The organism is Rhodanobacter sp. UC4452_H20, from assembly GCF_052978205.1.
The window spans coordinates 479,248-499,879 of sequence record NZ_CM129662.1; the positions used below are offsets into that span (position 1 = coordinate 479,248).

A 20,632-nucleotide genomic window follows, 5' to 3' on the forward strand; every position below is an offset into this window, starting at 1 on the left:
GTGCGGTGGCGGCGGAGTGGAGCCGGACAGGGTGCCGGCGGGCTGTCGAATGATGAAAACCGGCTGGCCGCGGCTCAGCCGGTCCTGGCTTCGTCCTTGTTCTCGCCCTTGGCCGCCTGCTTGCCTTCCGGCAGGGTGACCGAGAGTTCGAGGATCTCGTGGCCGCTGTCGCGCTCGAAGTTGATGTTGATCGCATCGAGGTCGACGTGGACGTATTTCTTGATCACTTCGAGCAGTTCGTTGCGCATCATCGGCAGGTAGTCCGGTGCGCCGCGGGTGGAGCGCTCCTGCGCCACGATGATGCGCAGGCGTTCGCGCGCCACCGTGGCGGTGGCTTCGGGCTTGCGCTTCAGGAAATCGAGAATACCCATCGTGATCAACCTCCGAACACGCGCTGGAGAAAGCCCTTCCTGGGCACGTCGATGAAGCGCAACGGGCGCTCTTCGCCGAGAATGCGGGCCACCGTGTCGCCGTAGGCCTGGCCGGCCTGCGAGTTGGCGTCGACGATTACCGGGATGCCGTTGTTGGAGGCGGTCAGCACGTTCTCCGATTCGGGGATCACGCCGACCACCTCGATGCCGAGGATTTCCTCCACGTCCTTCACGCTGAGCATCTCGCCGATCGCCACGCGCGCCGGGTTGTAGCGGGTCAGCAGCAGGTGCTGGGTGACCGGGGTCTCGCCCTTCTCGGCGCGCCGGGTCTTGCTGGCGAGCAGGCCGAGGATGCGGTCCGAATCGCGCACCGAGGACACTTCCGGGTTGACCACCACCACGGCGTGGTCGGCGAAGTACATCGCCAGGTGGGCGCCCTTCTCGATGCCGGCGGGGGAGTCGCACACCACGTACTCGAAACCCTCCGCGGACAGGCCGTCGAGCACCTTCTCGACGCCTTCCATGGTCAGCGCGTCCTTGTCGCGGGTCTGGCTGGCGGCCAGCACGTACAGGTTGTCGTAGCGCTTGTCCTTGATCAGCGACTGCTTGAGCGTGGCCTCGCCGTGCACGACGTTGACGAAGTCGTACACCACGCGGCGTTCGCAGCCCATGATCAGGTCGAGGTTGCGCAGGCCGACGTCGAAGTCGATCACCGCGGTTTTCTTGCCGGCCATGGCCAGGCCGGTGGCGAGCGAGGCGCTGGTCGTCGTCTTGCCGACGCCGCCTTTGCCGGAGGTGACAACGATAATCTCAGCAGTCAAGGGCCCATCTCCGCGTGGTTGTTCTTGTTGTACAGGATGCGTGGTGAACGATCACAGCCTGGCGATCAGCAGCTTTTCGCCTTCCAGCCAGCATTGCACGGATTGACCTTCGAGTTCGGCCGGAATCTGCTCGAACACGCGGTACTGCCCGGCGATCGCGACCAGCTCGGCGCGGAAGCCGGAGACGAAGATGCGCGCCTTCTCGTCGCCTTGCGCGCCGGCCATGGCACGCCCGCGCAGGCCACCGTAAATGTGGATGTTGCCGTCGGCGATCACCTCCGCGCCGTTGGCGACGGTGCCGGTGACGATCAGGTCGCAGTCACGCGCGTAGACCTGCTGGCCGGAGCGCACCGTGCCGATGTGGTGCTCGGTGCTTTGCCGGTTGCCGGCGGCGGGGGTGGACAGGATCGGTTCGGGCGGCGGCGCGGGTTCGGTGCGCGCCGGCTGGGCTGCCGCCGGCGCGGCCGCGGCCGGTTCGTACGCCGCGCGGAACTTGGCGATCAGCGGCAGGCCCATGCGCTTGGCCAGCGCCTCGGTCTCGCTGGTGCCGTAGGCCAGGCCCACCGGCAGCATGCCGGCGCTGCGCACGGCCTCCAGCAGGGCGTCGACCGCGCCGTCGTCGGGCAGGCTCGACAGGTGGCTCAGGTCCAGCACTACCGCGGCGCGGGCGAACATCTGCGGCGCGGCGCGCACGCGGCGTTCGAGTTCGTCGCACAGCGCGGCGGCGTCGACCCGGCGCACGCGCACGCAGGCGATGCCGACCTGGCCGAAGCGCAGGTCGCAGGCGTCGTTGGTTTCGGCGCGGGCGTTCATGCGTGCCGCTCGCGGGCGATACGCCGCTGGCCGCTGTCGTCGTGCGGCAGCTCGCGCTCGGCCAGCCACGCCGTGTCGGGCAGCCCGCCGTGCTCCAGCCAGGTGTCGCGGACGTACGCGTAGCTGGGCAGGTCCTTCGCCAGCAGGCTGACCTGCGGGCCGTCGGGCCCCATTTTTTGCTGGTCGACCTCCTGGAAGCCGTAGGTGCCGTGGAACAGCACCACCACGTCGTCGCGCGGCTCCAGGAACACCTCGCAGGTCAGCAGCGGCACGCGCACTTCGGCGTAGCTGTGCACATCGCTGTAGAAAATGCGGCCCAGCCCGTGGCGCCGGTAGGCGTTGGCGATCACGATGCGGTCGATGTAGACGAACTGCGGGTAATGCGCCGCGAACCAGCGGTAGTTCGGGCTGTCGTAGTCGAGCCCTTCGCGCAGGGCGATCAGGAAACCGGCCATGTGGCCGTCGATCTCGGCGACACGGAAGTAGTTCGCGTGCTCGAAGAAGTAGCGCAACTGGCCGGCATCGAGGGTGAGGATGGAGCGACCGGCGGCGTTGTTGAGCGCCAGCACGGCATCCAGGTCGTGCTCGCGCACGTCGCGGATGGCAAGGGCCATTCGTTGCTCCGCAATGGTGGAATCGGGACAGGAGTCGACGGTGCGGCTCCCGGACGGCGCATTATGCCATGCGGCTGTCGCGCTGGCATCAAGCCGGGAACATGTAAAACCGGCGTAAAGCGGTGCCGGCAAGGCCTGGCCGGGCGTGACTTCCCGCGCATTGCGCGCGTGGCGCGCTCCCCTATGATGCCGGGCATGCAATTGTCCAACTTCAACCACGTGCGGCTGCTGCGCTACGCCGGCCTGTTCACCTACCTGTGCGTGGGTACCCCGCTGATCACCAGCTGGGCGGCCGAACGGGTGAGCCTGCTGCATCGGCCCAACCTCGCGTTGCTGATGTGGACGCTGTGCTACCTGCTGTTCGGCCTCCTGTACTGGGTGGTCACCAGCAACCTCGGCCAGCGCCGTTACCAGGGGCTGCGCCTGATCGGGCTGGTGGCGATGAGCTTCTTCGCGATGGCGGTGGGCTGGTACAGCCACAGCGGCCTGTCGGCGATGCTGATGGCGATCAGCGCGGTGGCGTTGCCGTGGCTGCTGCCGGTGTGGCTGGGCGTGCTGTGCATCGTGCTGCAGAACCTCAGCCTGGTCGCGGTGTTCGTCAACTTCCCCGAGTACGACCACAGCGTCGGACTGGCCTTCCTGCAGACCAGCATCTACCTGGGCATCTCGGCGCTGACCTACATCGCCTCGCTGGCGACCAGCCAGCAGGCCGAGCAGAGCGACGTGCAGCGCCGCCTGAACTCCGAGCTGCGCACCACGCGGGCGTTGCTGGCCGAATCGAGCCGGATCGCCGAGCGCATGCGCATCGCACGCGACCTGCACGACCTGATCGGCCACCATCTCACCGCGCTCAGCCTGAACCTGGAAGTGGCCTGCCACCTCACCAACGAGGCGGCCGCGGCGCACGTGCGCAAGGCGCAGAGCACGGCCAAGCTGCTGCTGGCCGACGTGCGCGAGGTGGTCAGCGAGTTGCGCCAGGACGACTCGATCGACCTGACCCAGGCGCTGCGCGGCCTCACCGAGGGCGTGCCCGGCCTGAACGTGCACGTGGCGATGCCGCCGCGCTTCAGCGTGGAGGACCCGCAGCGCGCCCAGGTGCTGCTGCGCTGCGCGCAGGAAATCGTCACCAATACCGCGCGACACGCGGGCGCGCGCAACCTGTGGCTCAATTTTGCCTACGCCGAGGCCGGCCAGCTGGGGCTGCACGCGCGCGACGACGGTCGCGGCGCCGACCAGGTGGCCGAAGGCAACGGCCTGTCCGGCATGCGCGAGCGCCTGGCCGAGTTCGGCGGCAGCGTGTCGCTGGATGCCGGCCTGAGCCGAGGCTTTGCGCTGACCGTGCGGCTGCCACTGGGCGAGCAGGCGGCGCTGGCGCACACGCCCTCGCGGTTCGAGCCGCCGGCGCTGGATGTTTCGTAAGCGGTTCGGCGGCAGCCCTTGTGCAGGCGCGGTCGCCCGCGGCGGAAGCCGTGCAACAATACGGCGCTTACCTAGGGGCACCACCCAGCCAGCCGCCAGTCACCCATGACCGAGGATCCCCGATGATTTCCGTCTGTCTCGTCGACGATCAGAACCTGGTGCGGCAGGGCGTCCGTTCGCTGCTGGACCTGGCCGAGGACATCCGCGTGGTGGCCGAGTGCGCCGACGGCGCGCAGGCCGTGCTGGAGGTGCCGCGGATCAAGCCCGACGTGATGCTGCTGGACCTGCGCATGCCGAACATGAGCGGGCTGGAAGTCCTGCAGGCGCTGTCGGCGCGCAACGAATTGCCGCCGACCATCATCCTGACCACCTTCGACGACGACCAGCTGGTGCTGCAGGGCCTCAAGGCCGGCGCGCGCGGCTACCTGCTGAAGGACGTCTCGCTGGAGCAGCTGGTCGAGGCCGTGCGCACCGTCGCCGCCGGCGGCTCGCTGGTGGCGCCGATGGTCACCCAGCGCCTGATGGCCGGCGTGGCGCGGATGCAGAACCAGTTCACCAGCCTCGAACAGCCCGACCCGCTGACCGAGCGCGAGACGGAGATCCTGCGCCTGCTCTCCGGCGGCTACAGCAACAAGGAGATCGCCAACTCGCTGAAGGTGGCCGAGGGCACGGTCAAGAACCACGTCTCCAACATCCTTTCCAAGCTCGGCGTGCGCGATCGCACCCGGGCCGTGCTGAAGGCGCTGGAACTGGGCATCGTATGAGCTCCGACGGGGTTGCGCGCCTTGGGTGGAGCTGCCTTCGCGGCCGCGGCGGGAGCCTCTGCGGGCGGATGGCGTTCAAGCCCGCGAGCAAGTAACATCGGCGGCTTCGGCGTTTGCCGACCCCCGCTGCTGCCCCCTGGGCCCGCGCAGCTGTTGGGGCACACTCAAGGTATGGCGTAAAGACGCTTCGGAGAACTCTGGAATGATGCGTGTCTTTGAATTTCTGGTTGCCCTGGTCATCGTCGCGGTGATTGGCGTGGTGGCGGCGGTGGTCATGCCCTCCAGCGGGCACGTCGAACGCTCACAGGTTGTCGGCAAGGACATGCGCCAGGTGTACGACCTGCTGAACAATTTCCGGCGCTTCCCGGATTACTCCGTGCTCCGTTCACAGGACAGCGGCGTGCAGTTCAAGTTCTCCGGCAAGGCGTATGGCCCGGGTTCCGAGATCAGCTGGACCAGCACCGACCCCAAGCTGGGTGACGGCGGTCTGACCATCGCCAGCGCCACGCCGCAGTTCGACCAGATCGACAACAACACCCAGGATGCGACCATCGTCTGGAACCTGGACAACAACTGGCGCGGTCTGGACAAGCATTTCACGCTGGATCTCGAGCGCCAGGGTCACGGCCGCCTGACCCAGATCACCTGGTCGTACGACGTGCAGTACGGCTGGAACCTGATCAACCGCTTCGCGAACCTGTACATCCACGGCGATCCGGACTCGTTCATCCAGTTCAGCCTGAACAACCTGCAGAACGTGCTGGCCGGCGTGGCCAACGTCGACTACAGCGGCCTGATGCCGAAGATCGCGCAGTCGCAGCCGACCCCGGTGCTGTTCGTCACGCGTCACATCGACCGCAGCAAGGGCGGCTCCGAAGTGCTCGACGACATCCTGGCGCAGTCGCAGACCGAGCTGAAGGCGCAGGCCAAGAAGCTGGGCGTGAACGTGACCGGCCCGGCGATCCTGTTCATCACGAACTACGGCGATCCGGATTTCGATTTCGACGTGGCCCTGCCGATCGACTCCAGCACGCTGACCATCAACGGCCAGAGCGAGCAGCTGACCGCTCCCGTCGCGCCCACGCTGGACGCGACCGCCGCCGCCGAGCCGGCGCCGTCCGCTTCCGCCGCAGCCGCCGCCGCGGCCGCCGCCACGGCCGGCACCCGCGACCGCTTCGGCAACCTGGTGGTGGAAGGCGATGTGCGCGGCATGATGGCCTTCGGCGGTTCCACGCTGCAGGGCATCTGGGAAGGCACCTTCAACGGCGTGCCGCAGACCGTGAAGATGCTCACCGCCTACGCGCAGACCCACGGTTACAAGTTCGACAGCACCGTGAACCCGCCCTACGACATCGTGGTCGCGGCAGAGGTGAGGGATTCCACCGGTGCGATCACCAGCTACGCACGCCACCAGGTGTCGCTGCCGCTGCTCGACGCGCCGGCGCAGACGCCGGAGCAGGAAGCAGGCCTGCTTCCGCCCGAGCAGAACGGTGCACCGGCGGCCGCAGGTTCGGCGCCCGCACCGGCCGCCTCCAGCGCACCGGCTGCGGCTGCCACTGCCGCCGAATAAACCTGGCGCACGGCAGCTGTTCGATGAAGGCCCTTTCGTGACGAAAGGGCCTTTTTCTTGGGCGCCCCTGCGACTGCACGCCGGCCGTGCGCGCGGTCGCGGCGCTCTTGCGGTACATTGCCGGGACACTCCGGCGCCCCGACTGGCCGGCGGCCAGCGCGTCGCCAGCCCGGCCACAGCCCGCTCGCGGACATGATCGAAACCGACAAACTCACCCGATGCTACGGCAACCTCACGGCGGTGGATGCATTGAGCATCCGCGTCGAGCCGGGCCAGGTGCTGGGGCTGCTCGGACCCAATGGCGCGGGCAAGTCCACGGCCATGCGCATGATCGCCGGCTTCCTGGTGCCGACCTCCGGCAGCGCGCGGGTGTGCGGTTACGACGCGATGCGCGAACCGCTGAAGGCCAAGCGCGCGCTGGGCTATCTGCCCGAGGGCGCACCCAGCTACGGCGAGATGACCGTGCGCGAGTTCCTGCAATTCATCGTGCGCATCCGCGGGCTGCGCGGCGAGGCGGGCTATCGGCGCATGGATGCGGTGGTGCAGCAACTGCAGCTGGACGAGGTGCTCGGCTTGGGCATCGACACGCTGTCCAAGGGTTTGCGCCGACGCGTGGGCCTGGCCCAGGCGATCCTGCACGACCCGCCGGTGCTGATGCTGGACGAACCCACCGACGGCCTCGACCCGAACCAGAAGCACGCGGTGCGCCAGCTGATCGACATGATGGCGCGCGACCGCACGATCCTGATCTCCACCCACCTGCTGGAAGAAGTGCACGCGCTGTGCAACCGGGTGGTGATCATCGCCCGCGGCAAGCTGCTGGCGGATGCCACGCCCGCCGAGCTGGAGGCGCGCTCGCGTTATCACGGCGCGGTATCGTTCAGTGCGCCGGGCAGCGGCATGTCGCAGGAAATGCTGGGCCGGCTGCCGCAGGTGGCCGGGGTGGAGATCGATCCGCTGGACGGTCGCGTCACGGTGTTCCCCAAGCCGGGCGAGCGCATCCTGGAACCGGTCGAGCGGCTGTTGCAAGAGCAGGGGCTTGAAGTCTCCGAGATCCAGCTCGAACGCGGCCGCCTCGACGAGGTGTTCCGCCAGATCACCAGCGGTGAGGAAGTCGGCCGCGGGGTGGCGGCATGAGTCCGGTCAACGCGGTGGTGCGGCGCGAGCTGGGCAGCTACTTCGCGACGCCGGTGGCCTATGTTTTCCTGGTGATCTTCCTGGTGCTCGCCGGCATCCTGACCTTCTACGTCGGCGATTTCTACGAGCGCGGACAGGCCGACCTGCAGCCGTTCTTCGTGATGCACCCGTGGTTGTACCTGATCCTGGTGCCGGCGATCACCATGCGCATGTGGGCCGAGGAGACCAAGGGCGGCACGCTGGAACTGCTGCTGACCCTGCCGCTGACGCTGTGGCAGGCGATGCTCGGCAAGTTCCTCGCCGCATGGCTGTTCATCGGGCTGGCGCTGGCACTGACCTTTCCGATCTGGATCACCGTCAACTACCTGGGCGCGCCGGACAACGGCGTGATCCTGGCCGGCTACCTGGGCAGCTGGCTGATGGCCGGCAACTTCATCGCCATCGGCGCCTGCCTGTCAGCGCTGACGCGCAGCCAGGTGGTGGCCTTCATCCTCACCGCGCTGGTCTGCGTGCTGCTGATCCTGGCCGGGCAGCCGCAGGTGCTGGATTTCTTCCAGGGCGCGCTGCCGCGGCGCCTCATCAACGCCGTGGCGCACCTTTCGATGCTGCGTCATTTCGAGGCGATCTCGCGCGGTGTGCTCGACCTGCGCGACCTGCTGTACTTCGTGCTCAGCACGCTGGGCTGGCTGGTCGCCGGCGTGTTGCTGCTCGACCTCAAGCGGACGCGCTGAACGATGCCGCGCCTGCGCCTGCCCCGCCTGCTCACCACGCCGCTGCGCCTGACCCGCAGCAGCTGGCTGTACGCCGGCCTGGTGGCGCTGGTGCTGGTGCTGGTGCCGCTGGTGGTGGCCAGCAGCCGCTGGCTGCATGCCACGCGGATCGACCTGACCGCTGACCAGCTCTACACGCTGACGCCCGGCACGCGGCACATCGTGGACAGCCTGCAACGGCCACTGCAGCTGACCCTGTACTTCTCCGAGCACGCCACCCGCGACCTGCCCAAGCTGCGCAGCTACGAGCGGCGCGTCAACGAGATGTTGCAGGAGATGGTGGCGCGCTCGCACGGGCGCATCCGCCTGCGCGTGATCGACCCGGTGCCGTATTCGGACGACGAGGCGGGCGCCGAGGGCAGCGGGCTGATTGCCGCCAATGGCGGCAGCAACGGCGAGCGGGTGTTCTTCGGACTGGCCGGCAGCGCCATGGCGCCGGGCGAGGCGCGTGGTGCGGAGGACGCCGGCACGCCGGAAAAATCGCTCTCGATCGCGTTCTTCGATCCCTCGCGCGAGGCCTTCCTCGAATACGACATCGCCAAGCTGCTGTACGAGCTGAACCAGGTGCGCAAGCCGGAGATCGGCGTGCTCAGCTCGCTGCCGGTGCAGGGAGACCTGGCGCTGGGCGAGCAGCCCTGGGCGGTGATGCAGCAGCTGGGCCAGTTGTTCGAGCTGAAGACCCTCGACGCCGCCACCCTGCAGCACGTGGATGATCGCCTGAAGGTGCTGCTGCTGATCCACCCCAAGCAGCTGCCGCCGGCCGCGCAGTACGCGATCGACCAGTACGTGATGGGCGGCGGCCACCTGGTGGTGTTCGTCGATCCCGATGCCGAGCTCGACGCCGCACCGTTCACGCCCGACATCAGCGGCTTGCCTGCGCACGCCTCGGACCTGCCGCGCCTGTTCGCCGCGTGGGGCGTGGAATACCAGCCGCGCGAGGTGGTGCTGGACCGCAGCCGCGGCCTGCAGATCGAGCTGGCCGGCAGCAGCCTCAACCATCCGGCAATGCTCGGGCTGGGCGACCAGGAGCTCAACCGCAATGATCCGGTGACCGCCAGCCTGCAGCGCATCAACGTCTCCAGCATCGGCCATTTCGACCTCACCCGGACCGCGACCGCGCGGCTGGTCCCGCTGCTGCAGAGCAGTGCCGACGCCGAGCTGGCGCCGACCCAGCGGGTGATGGATGCCAGCAGCGACCCGACCAGCCTGCTCGAAGACTACAAGGCGGACAACGCGCACTACGTGCTGGCGGCGCGGTTGCGCGGCACCTTCGTCAGCGCGTTTCCCGAGGACGCCGGCAAGCCGGGCCACCGTGCGCATTCGGCGGCCAACGCACAGGTGGTGCTGGTGGCCGACACCGACGTGCTCAGCGATCGTCTGTGGGTGGAGCCGCAGACCGTGCTGGGCCAGACCATGGTGCGCATCTTCGCCAACAACGGTGATTTCGTCACCAACCTGGTCGACAACCTCAGCGGCTCGTCGGCGCTGCTGTCGATCCGCGCGCGCTCCACCTCGCAGCGGCCGTTCACCCGGGTGCAGGCGCTGCGCAACGTGGCCGACCAGAAGTTCCTGCAGAAGGAGCAGGAGCTGGAGAAGGAGCTGGCCGACACCCGCCGCCGGCTGGACGAGCTGCAGCCGGCCAAGGGTGCGCGGTCGAGCACGGTCACCCCCGAGCAGCGCCGCGAGATCGAGCAGTTCCGCCAGCGCCAGCTCGCCATCAACAAGGAGCTGCGCGACGTGCAGCACCAGCTCAATGCCGAGATCGACGCGCTGGGCCTGCGCGTGAAGGTGATCAACATCGTGCTGGTGCCGGCGCTGGTGGTGCTGATCGGCCTGCTGTACGGCTGGCGTCGCACCCGCCACGGCCGGCGTCGACGCTGATGGCGGCAATCTGCCGCAAGCGACCGTCCGCGGCAGGGCAGACGGGGCCGGCGCGGCGCACTATGCTGGGCGGTGGTCGCCGGTCGTGCCGGTGCTGACGGACGTGGAAGCAAGCCGATCGTGATTGCAACGCTGTTGAAATGGGTGGTGCCGTGGGAGTTCTCGTGGCTGTTCCTGGCCACGTTCGTGCTGGCCTGCGTGCTGTACTGGCGTGGCAGCCGCCGCCTGCAGGTGCCGCCCAGCCGCCGGCTGGCGTTCTGGGTCGGCATGGCGATCATCTACCTGTCGCTGCACACCTATCTCGATTACTACGCCGAGCATGAGTTCTTCATGCATCGCCTGCAGCAGTTGCTGTTGCACCACCTGGCGCCGCTGCTGATCGTCATCGCCTATCCGGCCAGTGCGCTGCGCGCCGGCCTGCCGCTGGCGTGGCGGGCGCGGTGGCTGCGGCCGTTGCAGCGGTCGTGGCCGTGGCGGTCGGTGATGGGCGTGCTGATGAATCCCACGATCGTCACCGTGCTGTTCGTGGTGTTCGTGCTGATCTGGCTGATCCCGGGCCTGCAGACGCTGGCGATGCTGGACTGGCGCGTGTACCGCTTCATGAACTGGACGATGCTGCTCAGCGGCTTTGCCTATTGGGCACTGGTGCTCGATCACCGCCCGCATCCGCCGGGTCGCATGGTGGCAGGCATGCGCGTGCTGTCGCCGGCGATCACCATGACGCCGCAGATCCTGGCTGGCGCGATCATCACGTTCTCGCGCACCGACCTCTATCCGATCTTCGAGATCTGCGGCCGCGCGTTTACCTTCAACGTGCTGACCGGGCAGATGGTCGGCGGGCTGATCACCTGGGTGCCGGCGGCGCTGATCGAGTCGGTCGGCGGCCTGATCGCGCTGCGCCACTGGATGCGGTTGTCACGCAACGGGCGCCTGCCGCGCAAGCCGCTGCCGCCGGCGGTGATCGCCGGCAGCGCGCACGACTGAGCGGGTTGAATCAGTGCCCGGAATGGGCAGACGCGGGGGCCTCGTCGCCCAGCGCATTGGCGGGGCGGGCGACGAAGTCGACCGGCAGGCTGCTGCCGTCGTCGAATTGCAGTTGCATTTGCACCCGATTGCCGGGTAACACCGCCGCGGCCGGTTTCATCAGCATCAGGTGATAGCCGCCGGGCCCCAGCACGACGCTGCCGTGCGCGGGGATCGCCAACGATTCGACCATGGCCATGCGGCTCATGCCGCCCTGGGTCGAGCTGTGGTGCAGCATCACTTCCGCGTATGCCGTGCTGCGCGCGCCGGTCAACGCAACCGGCTGGTCGCCGCGGTTTTCCAGCGTGACGTAACCCCCGGCCGGCAACGTGCCGGGCAACACGCGAATCCAGGCGTGGCTGGCGTGCACCTGGTCGGCGGCCGCGGCATGCACGCCGGCAGCGAGCGACAGTCCGGCGAGCAGGGCAAACAGGCGGGCGTGCTTCATGTCGGTTCTCCCTGGTCGAGCAGCAGTTGCAGGTCGTGTACCAGGTCGTCCTGCTTGTCGGCCGGGGTGTACAGCACGCGCGGGTTGCCGTCGCGGTCGAACACGTAGATCGCCGAGCTGTGGCTCACTTCGTAGTTGCCGTCCTTGCCGGACGGCTCGCGGGTGAACGCGGAGCGGTAGCGCTTGACCAGCGCCTCGACCGCACGCGGTGCGCCGGTGAGCCCGATCGCATGTTTGTCGAACGCGTTGACGTAGCCGTGCAGCACGGCCGGCGTGTCCCGCGTCGGGTCGACACTGACGAACAGGATGCGTGCGCCGTCGGCCTGCGCGCCGAGCTTCTTCATCACCACGTGCAGTTGGGCCATGGTCAGCGGGCAGACGTCCGGGCAATGCGTGTAGCCGAAGAACAGCAGCACCACCTTGCCGCGATAGTCGGTGGCGGACACCGGCTTGTTCTCGTCACTGGTCAGGTTGAACTCGAGCTGCGGCATGTGGCCGGTGAGGTCGGTCAGGCGGAACGGCAGCGGCGTCGCGCCGTGGCAACCGGCGAGCAGCGTGCCGGCAACCAGCAGCGCAAGCAGGGCGGCAAGGCGGGTGCGAAGTGACTTCATGCGAGAATCCTGCAGCTTCATCCGTTCAAGCATACGACACCGGCCGCGCCGCGGCGCCGACGGTGCGGGAGATTCACCGCCCATGCGACAACCTGCCCACCTCGCCACTGCCTTGCTGGTCGGTCTCGCCGGTGCCAGCGCGGTGCTGCTCGGCGCGTTCGGCGCACATGCCTTGCGCGGCATGCTGGACGCCCGTGCCGTCGAGCTGTGGCATACCGCGGTGGAATATCACGCCTGGCACGCGCTGGCCCTGGCGCTCGCCGTGGCGCTCGGTCACGGCCGCGGCGCGCGCGTGGCGACGGTGGCGTTTGCCGCCGGCATCGTGCTGTTCAGCGGCAGCCTGTACGCGCTGGCGCTCGGTGCGCCGCGCTGGACGGGAATCATCACGCCGTTCGGCGGGCTGGCCTTCGTGATCGGCTGGCTGGCGCTGGGTTGGGCGCTGCGCCCGCGTCACGAATAGTTTCGGCAAGTGTCATGCGGCGGTCATCGTCGACGGCGATGGTGGCGGCATGGACATGCGCATCGCCCTTCGGCATTCATCCGACACGGCCGCGTGGCCCGGGCGCTTGCTGCAGCGTCTGCGCCGGCCCGGCATCGTGCTGCTCGTCGTGCTGTCGGCGATCCTGCTGTGGTCGTGGCTGCCGGCGTCCGATGAAACGACGGAACTTCCCGCGGCAAACCAGCTGGTGCACTGGCAGGGTGCCGGACACGACTGGCTGCTGGTGGTCGATCCGCAGACGCGCGAGCTGGTCGTCTATGACGCCCGCGACGGCCGGCCGCTGCAACGCCTCGGCGCCGAAGACGGCGTGCCGCCCGTGCAATCGATCGTGCTGCAGGGGCCGTGGCTGTTCGTGACGGGTGGGCAACATCCGAAGGTGCGCCTGCTGAAGCTGCCGCAATTGCAGGCGGTGAGCGCCAGAACGCGTTGATGGTCGGGCGCCGATCGGCGACGTGGCCACGTCGCTTCAGTCCGTATCGTCGTCCGGCGTCGGCCGGATCGGGCCGGCCTTGAGCCGGCCGACCTTGCGCAATGCCTCGCGCAGCACGTACTCGATCTGGGCGTTGACGCTGCGCAGTTCGTCGTCCGACCAGCGCTGCATGGCGTCGAGTACGGCTGCGCTGATGCGCAGCGGGTAGGCTTTTTTTTCGCCGGCCACGGGTCAGTACAAGGTGCCGGTGTTCAGCACCGGCTGGGTGCCGCGTTCGCCGCACAGCACCACCAGCAGGTTGCTGACCATGGTCGCCTTGCGCTCCTCGTCGAGTTCCACGACGCCCTGCGCACGCAATTGCTCCAGCGCCATGCCGACCATGCTGACCGCGCCTTCCACGATGCGGGTGCGCGCAGCGATGATCGCGCCGGCCTGCTGGCGCTGCAGCATCGCCTGGGCGATTTCCTGGGCGTAGGCGAGGTGGCTGATGCGCGACTCGATCACCTGCACGCCGGCCTTCTCCAGCCGCGCCTGGATCTCGTCGCGCAGGTGGTTGTTGATCACCTCGCCGTGGCTGCGCAGCGAGGGCTTGCCGTCGTCGTGGGCGTCGTAGGGGTAGCTCTGCGCCATCTGCCGCAGCGCGGATTCGCTCTGGATGTGCACGAAGTCCTCGTAATCGTCGACGCAGAACACCGCCTCGGCGGTATCCAGCACCTGCCACACCACCACCGCGCCGATCTCGATCGGATTGCCGTCGTTGTCGTTGACCTTGAGCTTGCCGCTCTCGAAGTTGCGCACGCGCAGCGAGATGCGCTGGCGCGAGTAGAACGGGTTGGTCCAGCGCAGGCCCTCGACCCGCACGGTGCCGGCGTACTTGCCGAACAGCTGCAGCACCTGGCCCTCGTTCGGCGCGACCTGGAAGAAGCCCTTGAGCAGAAAGCCGTCGATCGCCAGCAGCAGCGCGCCGCCCAGCAACCGCGCCAGCGGCGGCGCGTCCGGCTGGCCGTGGATGGCGCCGAGCACCAGCCACACGCCGATGCCGGCCAGCACCAGGCAAAAGCCGACGAAAGGAATGCCGGCGACCGAAAAACCTTGATGTTCGTTCATGAGCAGTCTCCCTGAGGTGGGAAAATTAGATATCAAAATGATATCTTATGCAAGCGAACTTCCGGCATGCCGTGAACGCCGCCGCCGGACGCCCCGCGTGGCCGCATACAATGCCGGTTTGCCCGCACCGGAGAACCCGATGAAGCCATTCGGCACGCCCCATACCGACCACGCACTGCGCGTGCTGCTGCTGGGCGCCGGCGAGCTGGGCAAGGAGGTGGCGATCGAGCTGCAGCGCTACGCGGTGGAGGTGATCGCGGTGGATCGCTACGCCGACGCGCCGGCGATGCAGGTCGCCCATCGCAGCCACGTGATCGACATGCTCGACGGCGCCGCGCTGCGTGCGGTGATCGAGGCCGAGCGGCCCGACCTGGTGGTGCCGGAGATCGAGGCGATCCACACGCCGACCCTGATCGCGCTGGAGAAGGAAGGGCAGCGGGTGATTCCGACCGCCCGCGCGGCGTGGCTGACGATGGATCGCGAAGGCATCCGCAAACTGGCCGCCGAGGAACTGCAGTTGCCGACTTCGCCGTATCGTTTTTGCGACGACGAGGCACAGTACCGCGAGGCGGCGGCCGCGATCGGCTACCCGTTCGTGATCAAGCCGGTGATGAGTTCGTCCGGCAAGGGCCAGAGCGTGGTGCGCGGTGCCGACGAGCTGCAGCACGCGTGGGAGTACGCGCAGTCCGGCGGGCGCGCCGGCAAGGGCCGGGTGATCGTCGAGGGCTTCGTCGATTTCGATTACGAGATCACCATGCTCACCGTGCGCCACGCCGATGGGGTGAGTTTCTGCGCACCGATCGGCCATCGCCAGGAGGACGGCGACTATCGCGAATCCTGGCAGCCGCAGCCGATGAGCGAGGCCGCGTTGGCCGAGGCGCAGCGGCAGGCTGCGGCGGTGACCGCCGCGCTGGGCGGCTGGGGCGTGTTCGGCGTGGAGTTCTTCGTCAAGGGCGATCGGGTGATCTTCTCCGAGGTCAGCCCGCGGCCGCACGACACCGGCCTGGTCACGCTGATCTCGCAGGAGCTTTCCGAGTTCGCGCTGCACGCGCGCGCGATCCTCGGCCTGCCGATCCCGGTGATCCACCAATACGGACCGTCGGCCTCGTGCGCAGTGCTGGTCGAAGGCGATGGCACGGGGCCGCGTTACCACGGCGTGGCCGCGGCGCTGGCCGAGCCGGACACGCAGTTGCGCATCTTCGGCAAGCCGGAGGTGAAGGGCCGCCGGCGCATGGCGGTGACGCTGGCGCGCGCCGGCACGCTGGAGGCGGCAGTGGCCAAGGCGGTGCGCGCGAAAGAGGCGTTGCGCATCGAGCTGTGAGCCAGGCGGTGCGCGCCGTTGGGTTACGCTTGCGGCATCGCACCGGATGACGACGGGGGAGAGGCGGCATGCAATCGACGGGTTTTTCGCATTGGCTGGTGGTACTGGTGGAGACCTTCGCGCTGCTGGCGCTGATGCTGCTGGCGGTTGCGGTGCTGGTGCTGATGGCCACATGGGTGATCGACCGCAACCAGACCGCCAACGCGGTATTGCGCAACTTCCCGGTGATCGGCCACTTCCGCTACTGGTTCCTGCACCTGGGCGAGTTCTTTCGCCAGTACCTGTATTCGAGCGATCGCGAGGAGCTGCCGTTCAACCGCGCGCAGCGCGTGTGGGTCTATCGCGCCGCGAAAAACGCCGAGAACACCAACGCGTTCGGCTCCACCCGCGACCTGCGCGCCGAAGGCGTGCCGTTCTTCGTCAACGCACCGTTCCCGGCGCTGGGCGATCACCACGTGGATGCCAAGCCGGTGCGCATCGGCCCGTACGCGCGCGAGCCGTACGATCACGCCGCGTTCTTCAACATCTCGGCGATGAGTTTCGGGGCGCTGTCGGCGCCGGCGGTGCGTGCGCTGTCGATCGGCGCGGCCAAGGCCGGCATCTGGATGGACACCGGCGAAGGCGGTCTGGCGCCGTACCACCTGGAGGGCGGCTGCGACCTCGTGTTCGAGATCGGCACCGCCAAGTACGGCGTGCGTACCAGCGACGGCAAGCTCGACGACGACAAGCTGCTCGCGATCTGCGCGCACAGGCAGGTGAAGATGGTCAGCATCAAGCTCGGCCAGGGCGCCAAGCCGGGCATGGGCGGCCTGCTGCCGGGCGCCAAGGTGACCGAGGAGATCGCGGCGATCCGCGGCATCCCGGTCGGCGAGGATTCGCAGAGCCCGAACCGCCACCTGGACATCGCCAACGTGGCGCAGCTGATGGATGCGATCGCGCACATCCGCGAGCTCACCGGCAAGCCGACCGGCTTCAAGGCGGTGTTCGGCGGCATGGACTGGATCGAGCAACTGTGCGACGAGGTCGAGCTGCGCGGCATCGAGAGCGCACCGGACTTCATCATCGTCGACGGCTCCGAGGGCGGCACCGGCGCGGCGCCGCAGACGCTGATGGAAGGCGTCGGCCTGCCATTGCACGAGGCGTTGCCGGAACTGGTGAACGTGCTGATCCGGCGCGGCCTGCGCCAGCGCATCAAGGTGATCTGCTCGGGCAAGTGCATCACCGCCTACGACGTGGCGCGGGCGATGTCTACCGGCGCGGATTTTGTCAACTCGGCGCGCGGCTTCATGCTGGCGCTGGGCTGCATCCAGTCGCTGCAATGCAACCGCAATACCTGTCCCACCGGCATCACCACGCAGAACCCGAAGCTGCAGCGCGGCCTGGTGGTCACCGACAAGTGCGAGAAGGTGGCGAACTACGCCCGCAACGTGATGCACGAGGTGGGCATCATCGCGCACAGCTGCGGCGTCGAGGACCCGCGCCAGCTCGACCGCAGCCATTGCCGCGTGGTCGGCGACGACGGCATCTCCATGCCGCTGGAAAAGCTCTACCCGTATCCGATGGAGCGAGAAGTGAGAGGTTGGAAGTGAGGAGTGAGAGAAAGCATCCAGTCTGCGTCATCCCGCTTTCTCTCACTTCTCGCTCCTCTTCACTCACTCCTCTGCCGCCAGCGAAGCGGCGGGCAGTGCCCGCCCTACGCCAGTTCGCGCCAGCCATCCGTGCCGCGAACCTGCAGCGGCTTGAAGCGGCGCTTGTAATCCATCTTCGGGTGGCCGTCGATCCAGAAACCCAGGTACAGCCAGGGCATGCCTCGGCGGCGGGCCAGTTCGATCTGTTGCAGGATCGCGCAGGTGCCCAGGCTGCGCGCGGTTTCGGCGGGGTCGTAGAAGGTGTAGACGGCGGAGATCCCGTTCGGGCACACGTCGGTCACCGCCAGCGCCAGCAGGCGCGTGCCCAGGCGCAGTTCGAGGAACAGCGTGGGGCTCCACGGCGCGGTGAGAAAGCGGCGGAAATCGCTGGCGTCGGCATCATCCATGCCGCCGCCGGGATGACGCGTGCGCAGGTAGTGCTCGTACAGCGCGTGGCGCTCGCGGTTGTAGCCGGGCATGCATTCGACCACCGTGAGATCCGCGTTGCGCTTCAGGCAGCGCTTCTGCGCGCGATCCGGCCGGAAGTTTTCCACGTCGATGCGGCAGGGCGTGCAGGCGTGGCACTGCGGGCAATGCGGGTAGTAGAGGTGGCCGCCGGCGCGGCGGAAGCCGCGTTCCAGCGCCGGCCCGTAAAGTTGATCCAGTTGCGGCGCGGCCGGGTCCAGCACCAGGTTCTGCGCCGTGCGCTCGGCGTAGTAGCCGCAGGCATGCGGCAGGGTCTGGAAAAGGCGGACGGGATCGGAGCGGCGCATGGCCCGATTCTATGCCGGCGCGGCCCGGTTCAGAACACGCGCAGGTAGCGCAGCATCTGCACCGCGAACACCGCCAGCACGGCCAGCAGCAGCACGCGGCGCACGCGGGTGGCGATGCGGGCGCGGCGCTCCAGCGGCGAGGCGTTGCGCGTGGCAGCCAGTTCCTCGCCGTGGCGGATCACCGGCTCGATGCCGAGGCCCATCAGCAGCTTGCGCGCCTGGCTGTAGTCGTCGGCGTGGGTGATCCACACCTGCGGCCACTGGCTGCGATCCTGCCGGCGCGGCGAATAGCTGTGCCGCTGCCAGCCGCGCCGATGGTAGTTGGAGCGATTGGACACCGTCGCCTGGATGCCGTGCTCGGCCATCAGGGCGACCACCGAATCGATGTTTTCCGGGCGGGGGGAGGTATAGATCTGGCGCATGCGGGAAGTTTACGCGAACAGCCTTGAACCGGGCGTTCAGTCGTCCCCGGCCACGCCGTTGCGCACGCGGATCAGCCCTTCCTGCGCGCTGGAGGCGACCAGGGCGCCGTCGCGGCTGAAGATCTGGCCGCGTGCCAGGCCGCGCCCACCCTGCGCGGTGGGGCTGTCGAACGAGTACAGCAGCCATTCGTCGACGCGGAACGGGCGATGGAACCACAGCGCATGATCGAGGCTGGCCATCTGCACGTTCTGGGTCATGTACGAGATGCCGTGCGGCAAGGTGGCGGTGCCGATCAGGTGGAAATCCGACGCGTACGCCAGCAGCGCGCGGTGCAGGATCGGCGAATCGTCGATCGTCGCGGTGAGCCGGAACCAGATGTGCTGGATCGGCGGGCGCTTGACCGGGTGCATCTCGTCGCGCGGCCACACCTGGCGGAACTCGAACGGGCCGTCGATGCCGAGCCAGCGCTGCAGTTTCACCGGCAGCCGCGCCAGTTCGTCGGCCGGCAGCGGATGCATCGGCTCGATGTCTTCCGGCGCGGGCACTTCGGGCATCGAGGTCTGGTGCTCCACGCCGTGCTCGGCGAGCTGGAACGAGATCGAGCCGTTGAGGATCGGCTGGCCGTGCTGGATCGCCACCACCCGCCGCGAGGAAAACGAACCGCCGTCGCGGGTGCGTTCCACGTTGTAGACGATCGGTGCGCGGATGTCGCCGGCGCGCAGGAAATAGGCGTGCAGCGAGTGCGCCTCGCGCGCCGGGTCCACTGTCTGCTGCGCCGCCGACAAGGCCTGCCCCAGCACCTGGCCGCCGAACACGAAACGCGTGCCGATGTCGCGGCTCTGGCCGCGGAACAGGTTGTCTTCCAGCCGTTCGAGCTGCAGCAGTTCGACGAGTTCGGCGACGTGGTCTTCGCTCATGGGGGATCCTTGCCGGGGGGCGCCAGTATAGCGGCGGCGCCCCGCGATCCCCGTTCAGCGGTCGAAGGTGACGGTGATCTGCCGGGGATCGAGCGCGGCCAGGAAGTCGCGGGCGTCGAAAGCCGCTGGCGATGGCGCAGCCAGTTGTTGCAGCCCGGACGCGTCGCGGCGGATCGGCGCCCCGAGGGGCGCCGATCCTGTGGCGGGGGGACTTCGCCACTCACGCTTGCGCTGCCGCCTCGCGCAGCTTCTGCGCGCATTCCTCGCAGCAGACTTCGACAGTGCGGCCGCCGATGGTGACTTCGATGGCGTTGTCGTCGAGCGGGTAGTCGCAGGCGGCGCAGGTTTTCTCGTTCATGGGGTTTCTCCGTGGGTTGCCCGGGAGCGGGCAGACGCAGGAGACCACGCCGCGGCTCGGGCGGCTGTCAGGATCTTTAGCGACTCACGAGGTTCGCGCCTGCGCGGCCTGGCGGAACGCGCTGGGCGTGCGGCCGTAAGCCTGGCGGAACGCGGCGCTGAAGTGGCTGTGGCTGGAGAAGCCGAGGTCCAGCGCAAGGGCGGCGACGTCCTCGCAATCGGCGATCCGGTCCAGCGCATGCGCCAGCCGCAGGCGCAGGTGATAGCGGTACAGCGGCATGCCCTCGACCTGCTGGAAAGCCTGGGTGAGATAGACCGGCGAGCCGCCGATCTCCGCCGCGATCTCCGCCAGCGTCCAGCGGCGGGTGAGGTCGCTGGCGAGCAGCAGCTTGGCACGGTCCACGAGGCGTTGGCGTGCCCGCGTGGCACCGGGCACGTGGGTGGTGCGCGGGCCGAGGCTCCGGCAGAGCAGGGTCAGCGCCAGGCTCTCCGCTTCCAGCGGCTCGATGCTGCCGTGGCGCAGGCTGTGGCGCAGCAGCGCCACCAGTACCTGGGCGCGCTCGTCGATGCGCAGCGACTGGCCGTGGAACACCGGTTCGTCGCGACGCTGCAGCAGCGCAGCCGGCGCCAGCTCGCGCAGCAGCGGCTGCGCGATCGAGAGCGACAGGCAGGCGTCGCCGCCGCTCGCCGGATGGCTGACCTGGTAGCCCTGGCCCGCGTTGAACAGCAACACGTGGTTCGCGTCGGCCACCGACTGCGCGCTGCCGACGTGGCGCAGGAACAGGCCGCGATACGGAAACACCAGGTGCGTCGCAGCCGCGCATTCCTCCGCGCTGCGGTGGCGGCACTCGCCGCGGCAGTGCACGTCGTGCGCCGCGACGAGCGGCGTTCGCAGCAGCGGCTGGACGGTGAACTCCGACATGGGGCGGACCGGG

The 20,632-nt window shown here is 68.4% G+C and carries 24 protein-coding genes; 11 read left to right on the forward strand and 13 right to left on the reverse strand.

What is annotated here, in order from left to right; genetic code table 11:
• Positions 1–74: 74 nt before the first annotated feature.
• Genes minE through ACVCMC_RS02200 form a run of 4 tightly spaced genes read right to left on the reverse strand, consistent with a single transcriptional unit; the run spans position 75 to position 2,619 of the window.
• Positions 75–371 carry a cell division topological specificity factor MinE gene (gene minE / locus ACVCMC_RS02185; protein WP_395119473.1) on the reverse strand — a complete coding sequence of 99 codons (297 nt, stop codon included), beginning with the start codon at positions 369–371 and terminating at the stop codon, positions 75–77.
• Positions 372–376: 5 nt separating this feature from the next.
• Positions 377–1,192: a septum site-determining protein MinD gene (minD, locus tag ACVCMC_RS02190; RefSeq protein ID WP_395119471.1), complete on the reverse strand. Its 816-nt coding sequence runs from the start codon at positions 1,190–1,192 to the stop codon at positions 377–379.
• 51 nt (positions 1,193–1,243) lie between these two features.
• The gene (minC, locus tag ACVCMC_RS02195; RefSeq protein WP_395119469.1) at positions 1,244–2,005 is read right to left on the reverse strand and encodes a septum site-determining protein MinC; all 762 of its coding nucleotides are present in this window, start codon (positions 2,003–2,005) and stop codon (positions 1,244–1,246) included.
• Complete coding sequence (locus ACVCMC_RS02200; RefSeq protein WP_395119467.1) at positions 2,002–2,619, reverse strand: GNAT family N-acetyltransferase; 618 nt, start codon at positions 2,617–2,619, stop codon at positions 2,002–2,004. The genes minC and ACVCMC_RS02200 overlap by 4 nt, the downstream gene beginning before the upstream one ends.
• A 195-nt stretch (positions 2,620–2,814) precedes the next feature.
• On the opposite strand from ACVCMC_RS02200, the gene ACVCMC_RS02205 reads away from it, so the two are divergent.
• From ACVCMC_RS02205 to ACVCMC_RS02235, 7 genes are all read left to right on the forward strand, one after another.
• A complete protein-coding gene (locus ACVCMC_RS02205; protein ID WP_395119465.1) occupies positions 2,815–4,038 on the forward strand; it encodes a sensor histidine kinase in 1,224 nt (407 codons plus the stop codon).
• Between the two features lie 122 nt (positions 4,039–4,160).
• Positions 4,161–4,802, forward strand: a complete 642-nt coding sequence (locus tag ACVCMC_RS02210; RefSeq protein WP_395119463.1) for a response regulator — start codon at positions 4,161–4,163, stop codon at positions 4,800–4,802.
• Between the two features lie 202 nt (positions 4,803–5,004).
• Positions 5,005–6,372, forward strand: coding sequence for a polyketide cyclase (locus ACVCMC_RS02215; protein WP_395119461.1), 1,368 nt, complete (start codon positions 5,005–5,007; stop codon positions 6,370–6,372).
• 192 nt (positions 6,373–6,564) lie between these two features.
• A complete protein-coding gene (locus tag ACVCMC_RS02220) occupies positions 6,565–7,509 on the forward strand; it encodes an ABC transporter ATP-binding protein (protein ID WP_395119459.1) in 945 nt (314 codons plus the stop codon).
• Positions 7,506–8,240, forward strand: a complete 735-nt coding sequence (locus ACVCMC_RS02225) for an ABC transporter permease subunit (protein ID WP_395119457.1) — start codon at positions 7,506–7,508, stop codon at positions 8,238–8,240. Before ACVCMC_RS02220 ends, ACVCMC_RS02225 begins: the two co-directional genes overlap by 4 nt.
• Positions 8,241–8,243: 3 nt before the next feature.
• A complete protein-coding gene (locus ACVCMC_RS02230; RefSeq protein ID WP_447098515.1) occupies positions 8,244–10,160 on the forward strand; it encodes a GldG family protein in 1,917 nt (638 codons plus the stop codon).
• A gap of 120 nt (positions 10,161–10,280) precedes the next feature.
• Complete coding sequence (locus ACVCMC_RS02235; RefSeq protein ID WP_447098516.1) at positions 10,281–11,144, forward strand: cytochrome c oxidase assembly protein; 864 nt, start codon at positions 10,281–10,283, stop codon at positions 11,142–11,144.
• Positions 11,145–11,154: 10 nt separating this feature from the next.
• On the opposite strand, the gene ACVCMC_RS02240 is transcribed toward ACVCMC_RS02235, so the two are convergent.
• Together ACVCMC_RS02240 and ACVCMC_RS02245 are read right to left on the reverse strand one after the other, a co-directional pair.
• Positions 11,155–11,631 carry a copper chaperone PCu(A)C gene (locus ACVCMC_RS02240; protein ID WP_447098517.1) on the reverse strand — a complete coding sequence of 159 codons (477 nt, stop codon included), beginning with the start codon at positions 11,629–11,631 and terminating at the stop codon, positions 11,155–11,157.
• The gene (locus ACVCMC_RS02245; protein WP_395119449.1) at positions 11,628–12,242 is read right to left on the reverse strand and encodes an SCO family protein; all 615 of its coding nucleotides are present in this window, start codon (positions 12,240–12,242) and stop codon (positions 11,628–11,630) included. The genes ACVCMC_RS02240 and ACVCMC_RS02245 overlap by 4 nt, the downstream gene beginning before the upstream one ends.
• Before the next feature lie 82 nt (positions 12,243–12,324).
• On the opposite strand from ACVCMC_RS02245, the gene ACVCMC_RS02250 reads away from it, so the two are divergent.
• Together ACVCMC_RS02250 and ACVCMC_RS02255 are read left to right on the forward strand one after the other, a co-directional pair.
• On the forward strand, positions 12,325–12,702 hold the full coding sequence (locus tag ACVCMC_RS02250) for a DUF423 domain-containing protein (protein WP_447098518.1): 378 nt from the start codon (positions 12,325–12,327) through the stop codon (positions 12,700–12,702).
• A gap of 49 nt (positions 12,703–12,751) precedes the next feature.
• The gene (locus ACVCMC_RS02255) at positions 12,752–13,171 is read left to right on the forward strand and encodes a hypothetical protein (RefSeq protein ID WP_447098519.1); all 420 of its coding nucleotides are present in this window, start codon (positions 12,752–12,754) and stop codon (positions 13,169–13,171) included.
• A 36-nt stretch (positions 13,172–13,207) separates the two neighbouring features.
• On the opposite strand, the gene ACVCMC_RS02260 is transcribed toward ACVCMC_RS02255, so the two are convergent.
• Positions 13,208–13,399 carry an Arc family DNA binding domain-containing protein gene (locus ACVCMC_RS02260; protein WP_447098520.1) on the reverse strand — a complete coding sequence of 64 codons (192 nt, stop codon included), beginning with the start codon at positions 13,397–13,399 and terminating at the stop codon, positions 13,208–13,210.
• 3 nt (positions 13,400–13,402) lie between these two features.
• On the reverse strand, positions 13,403–14,278 hold the full coding sequence (locus ACVCMC_RS02265; RefSeq protein ID WP_395119438.1) for an SPFH domain-containing protein: 876 nt from the start codon (positions 14,276–14,278) through the stop codon (positions 13,403–13,405).
• A 139-nt stretch (positions 14,279–14,417) separates the two neighbouring features.
• Between ACVCMC_RS02265 and purT the strand changes: the two genes are divergently transcribed.
• On the forward strand, positions 14,418–15,599 hold the full coding sequence (purT, locus tag ACVCMC_RS02270) for a formate-dependent phosphoribosylglycinamide formyltransferase (protein WP_447099442.1): 1,182 nt from the start codon (positions 14,418–14,420) through the stop codon (positions 15,597–15,599).
• A gap of 68 nt (positions 15,600–15,667) precedes the next feature.
• On the forward strand, positions 15,668–17,188 hold the full coding sequence (locus ACVCMC_RS02275; RefSeq protein WP_395119436.1) for an FMN-binding glutamate synthase family protein: 1,521 nt from the start codon (positions 15,668–15,670) through the stop codon (positions 17,186–17,188).
• Between the two features lie 104 nt (positions 17,189–17,292).
• Here the strand turns inward: ACVCMC_RS02275 and ACVCMC_RS02280 are convergent, their stop codons facing one another.
• The 5 genes from ACVCMC_RS02280 to ACVCMC_RS02300 form a co-directional block, all read right to left on the reverse strand.
• Positions 17,293–18,000: an arginyltransferase gene (locus tag ACVCMC_RS02280; protein WP_447098521.1), complete on the reverse strand. Its 708-nt coding sequence runs from the start codon at positions 17,998–18,000 to the stop codon at positions 17,293–17,295.
• Positions 18,001–18,029: 29 nt separating this feature from the next.
• A complete protein-coding gene (locus ACVCMC_RS02285; RefSeq protein ID WP_395119432.1) occupies positions 18,030–18,422 on the reverse strand; it encodes a hypothetical protein in 393 nt (130 codons plus the stop codon).
• A 36-nt stretch (positions 18,423–18,458) separates the two neighbouring features.
• On the reverse strand, positions 18,459–19,340 hold the full coding sequence (locus ACVCMC_RS02290; protein WP_447098522.1) for an acyl-CoA thioesterase: 882 nt from the start codon (positions 19,338–19,340) through the stop codon (positions 18,459–18,461).
• A 220-nt stretch (positions 19,341–19,560) separates the two neighbouring features.
• Positions 19,561–19,698: a hypothetical protein gene (locus tag ACVCMC_RS02295; RefSeq protein WP_447098523.1), complete on the reverse strand. Its 138-nt coding sequence runs from the start codon at positions 19,696–19,698 to the stop codon at positions 19,561–19,563.
• An 84-nt stretch (positions 19,699–19,782) separates the two neighbouring features.
• Positions 19,783–20,619, reverse strand: a complete 837-nt coding sequence (locus ACVCMC_RS02300) for a helix-turn-helix transcriptional regulator (RefSeq protein WP_447098524.1) — start codon at positions 20,617–20,619, stop codon at positions 19,783–19,785.
• Between the last annotated feature and the right edge of the window lie 13 nt (positions 20,620–20,632).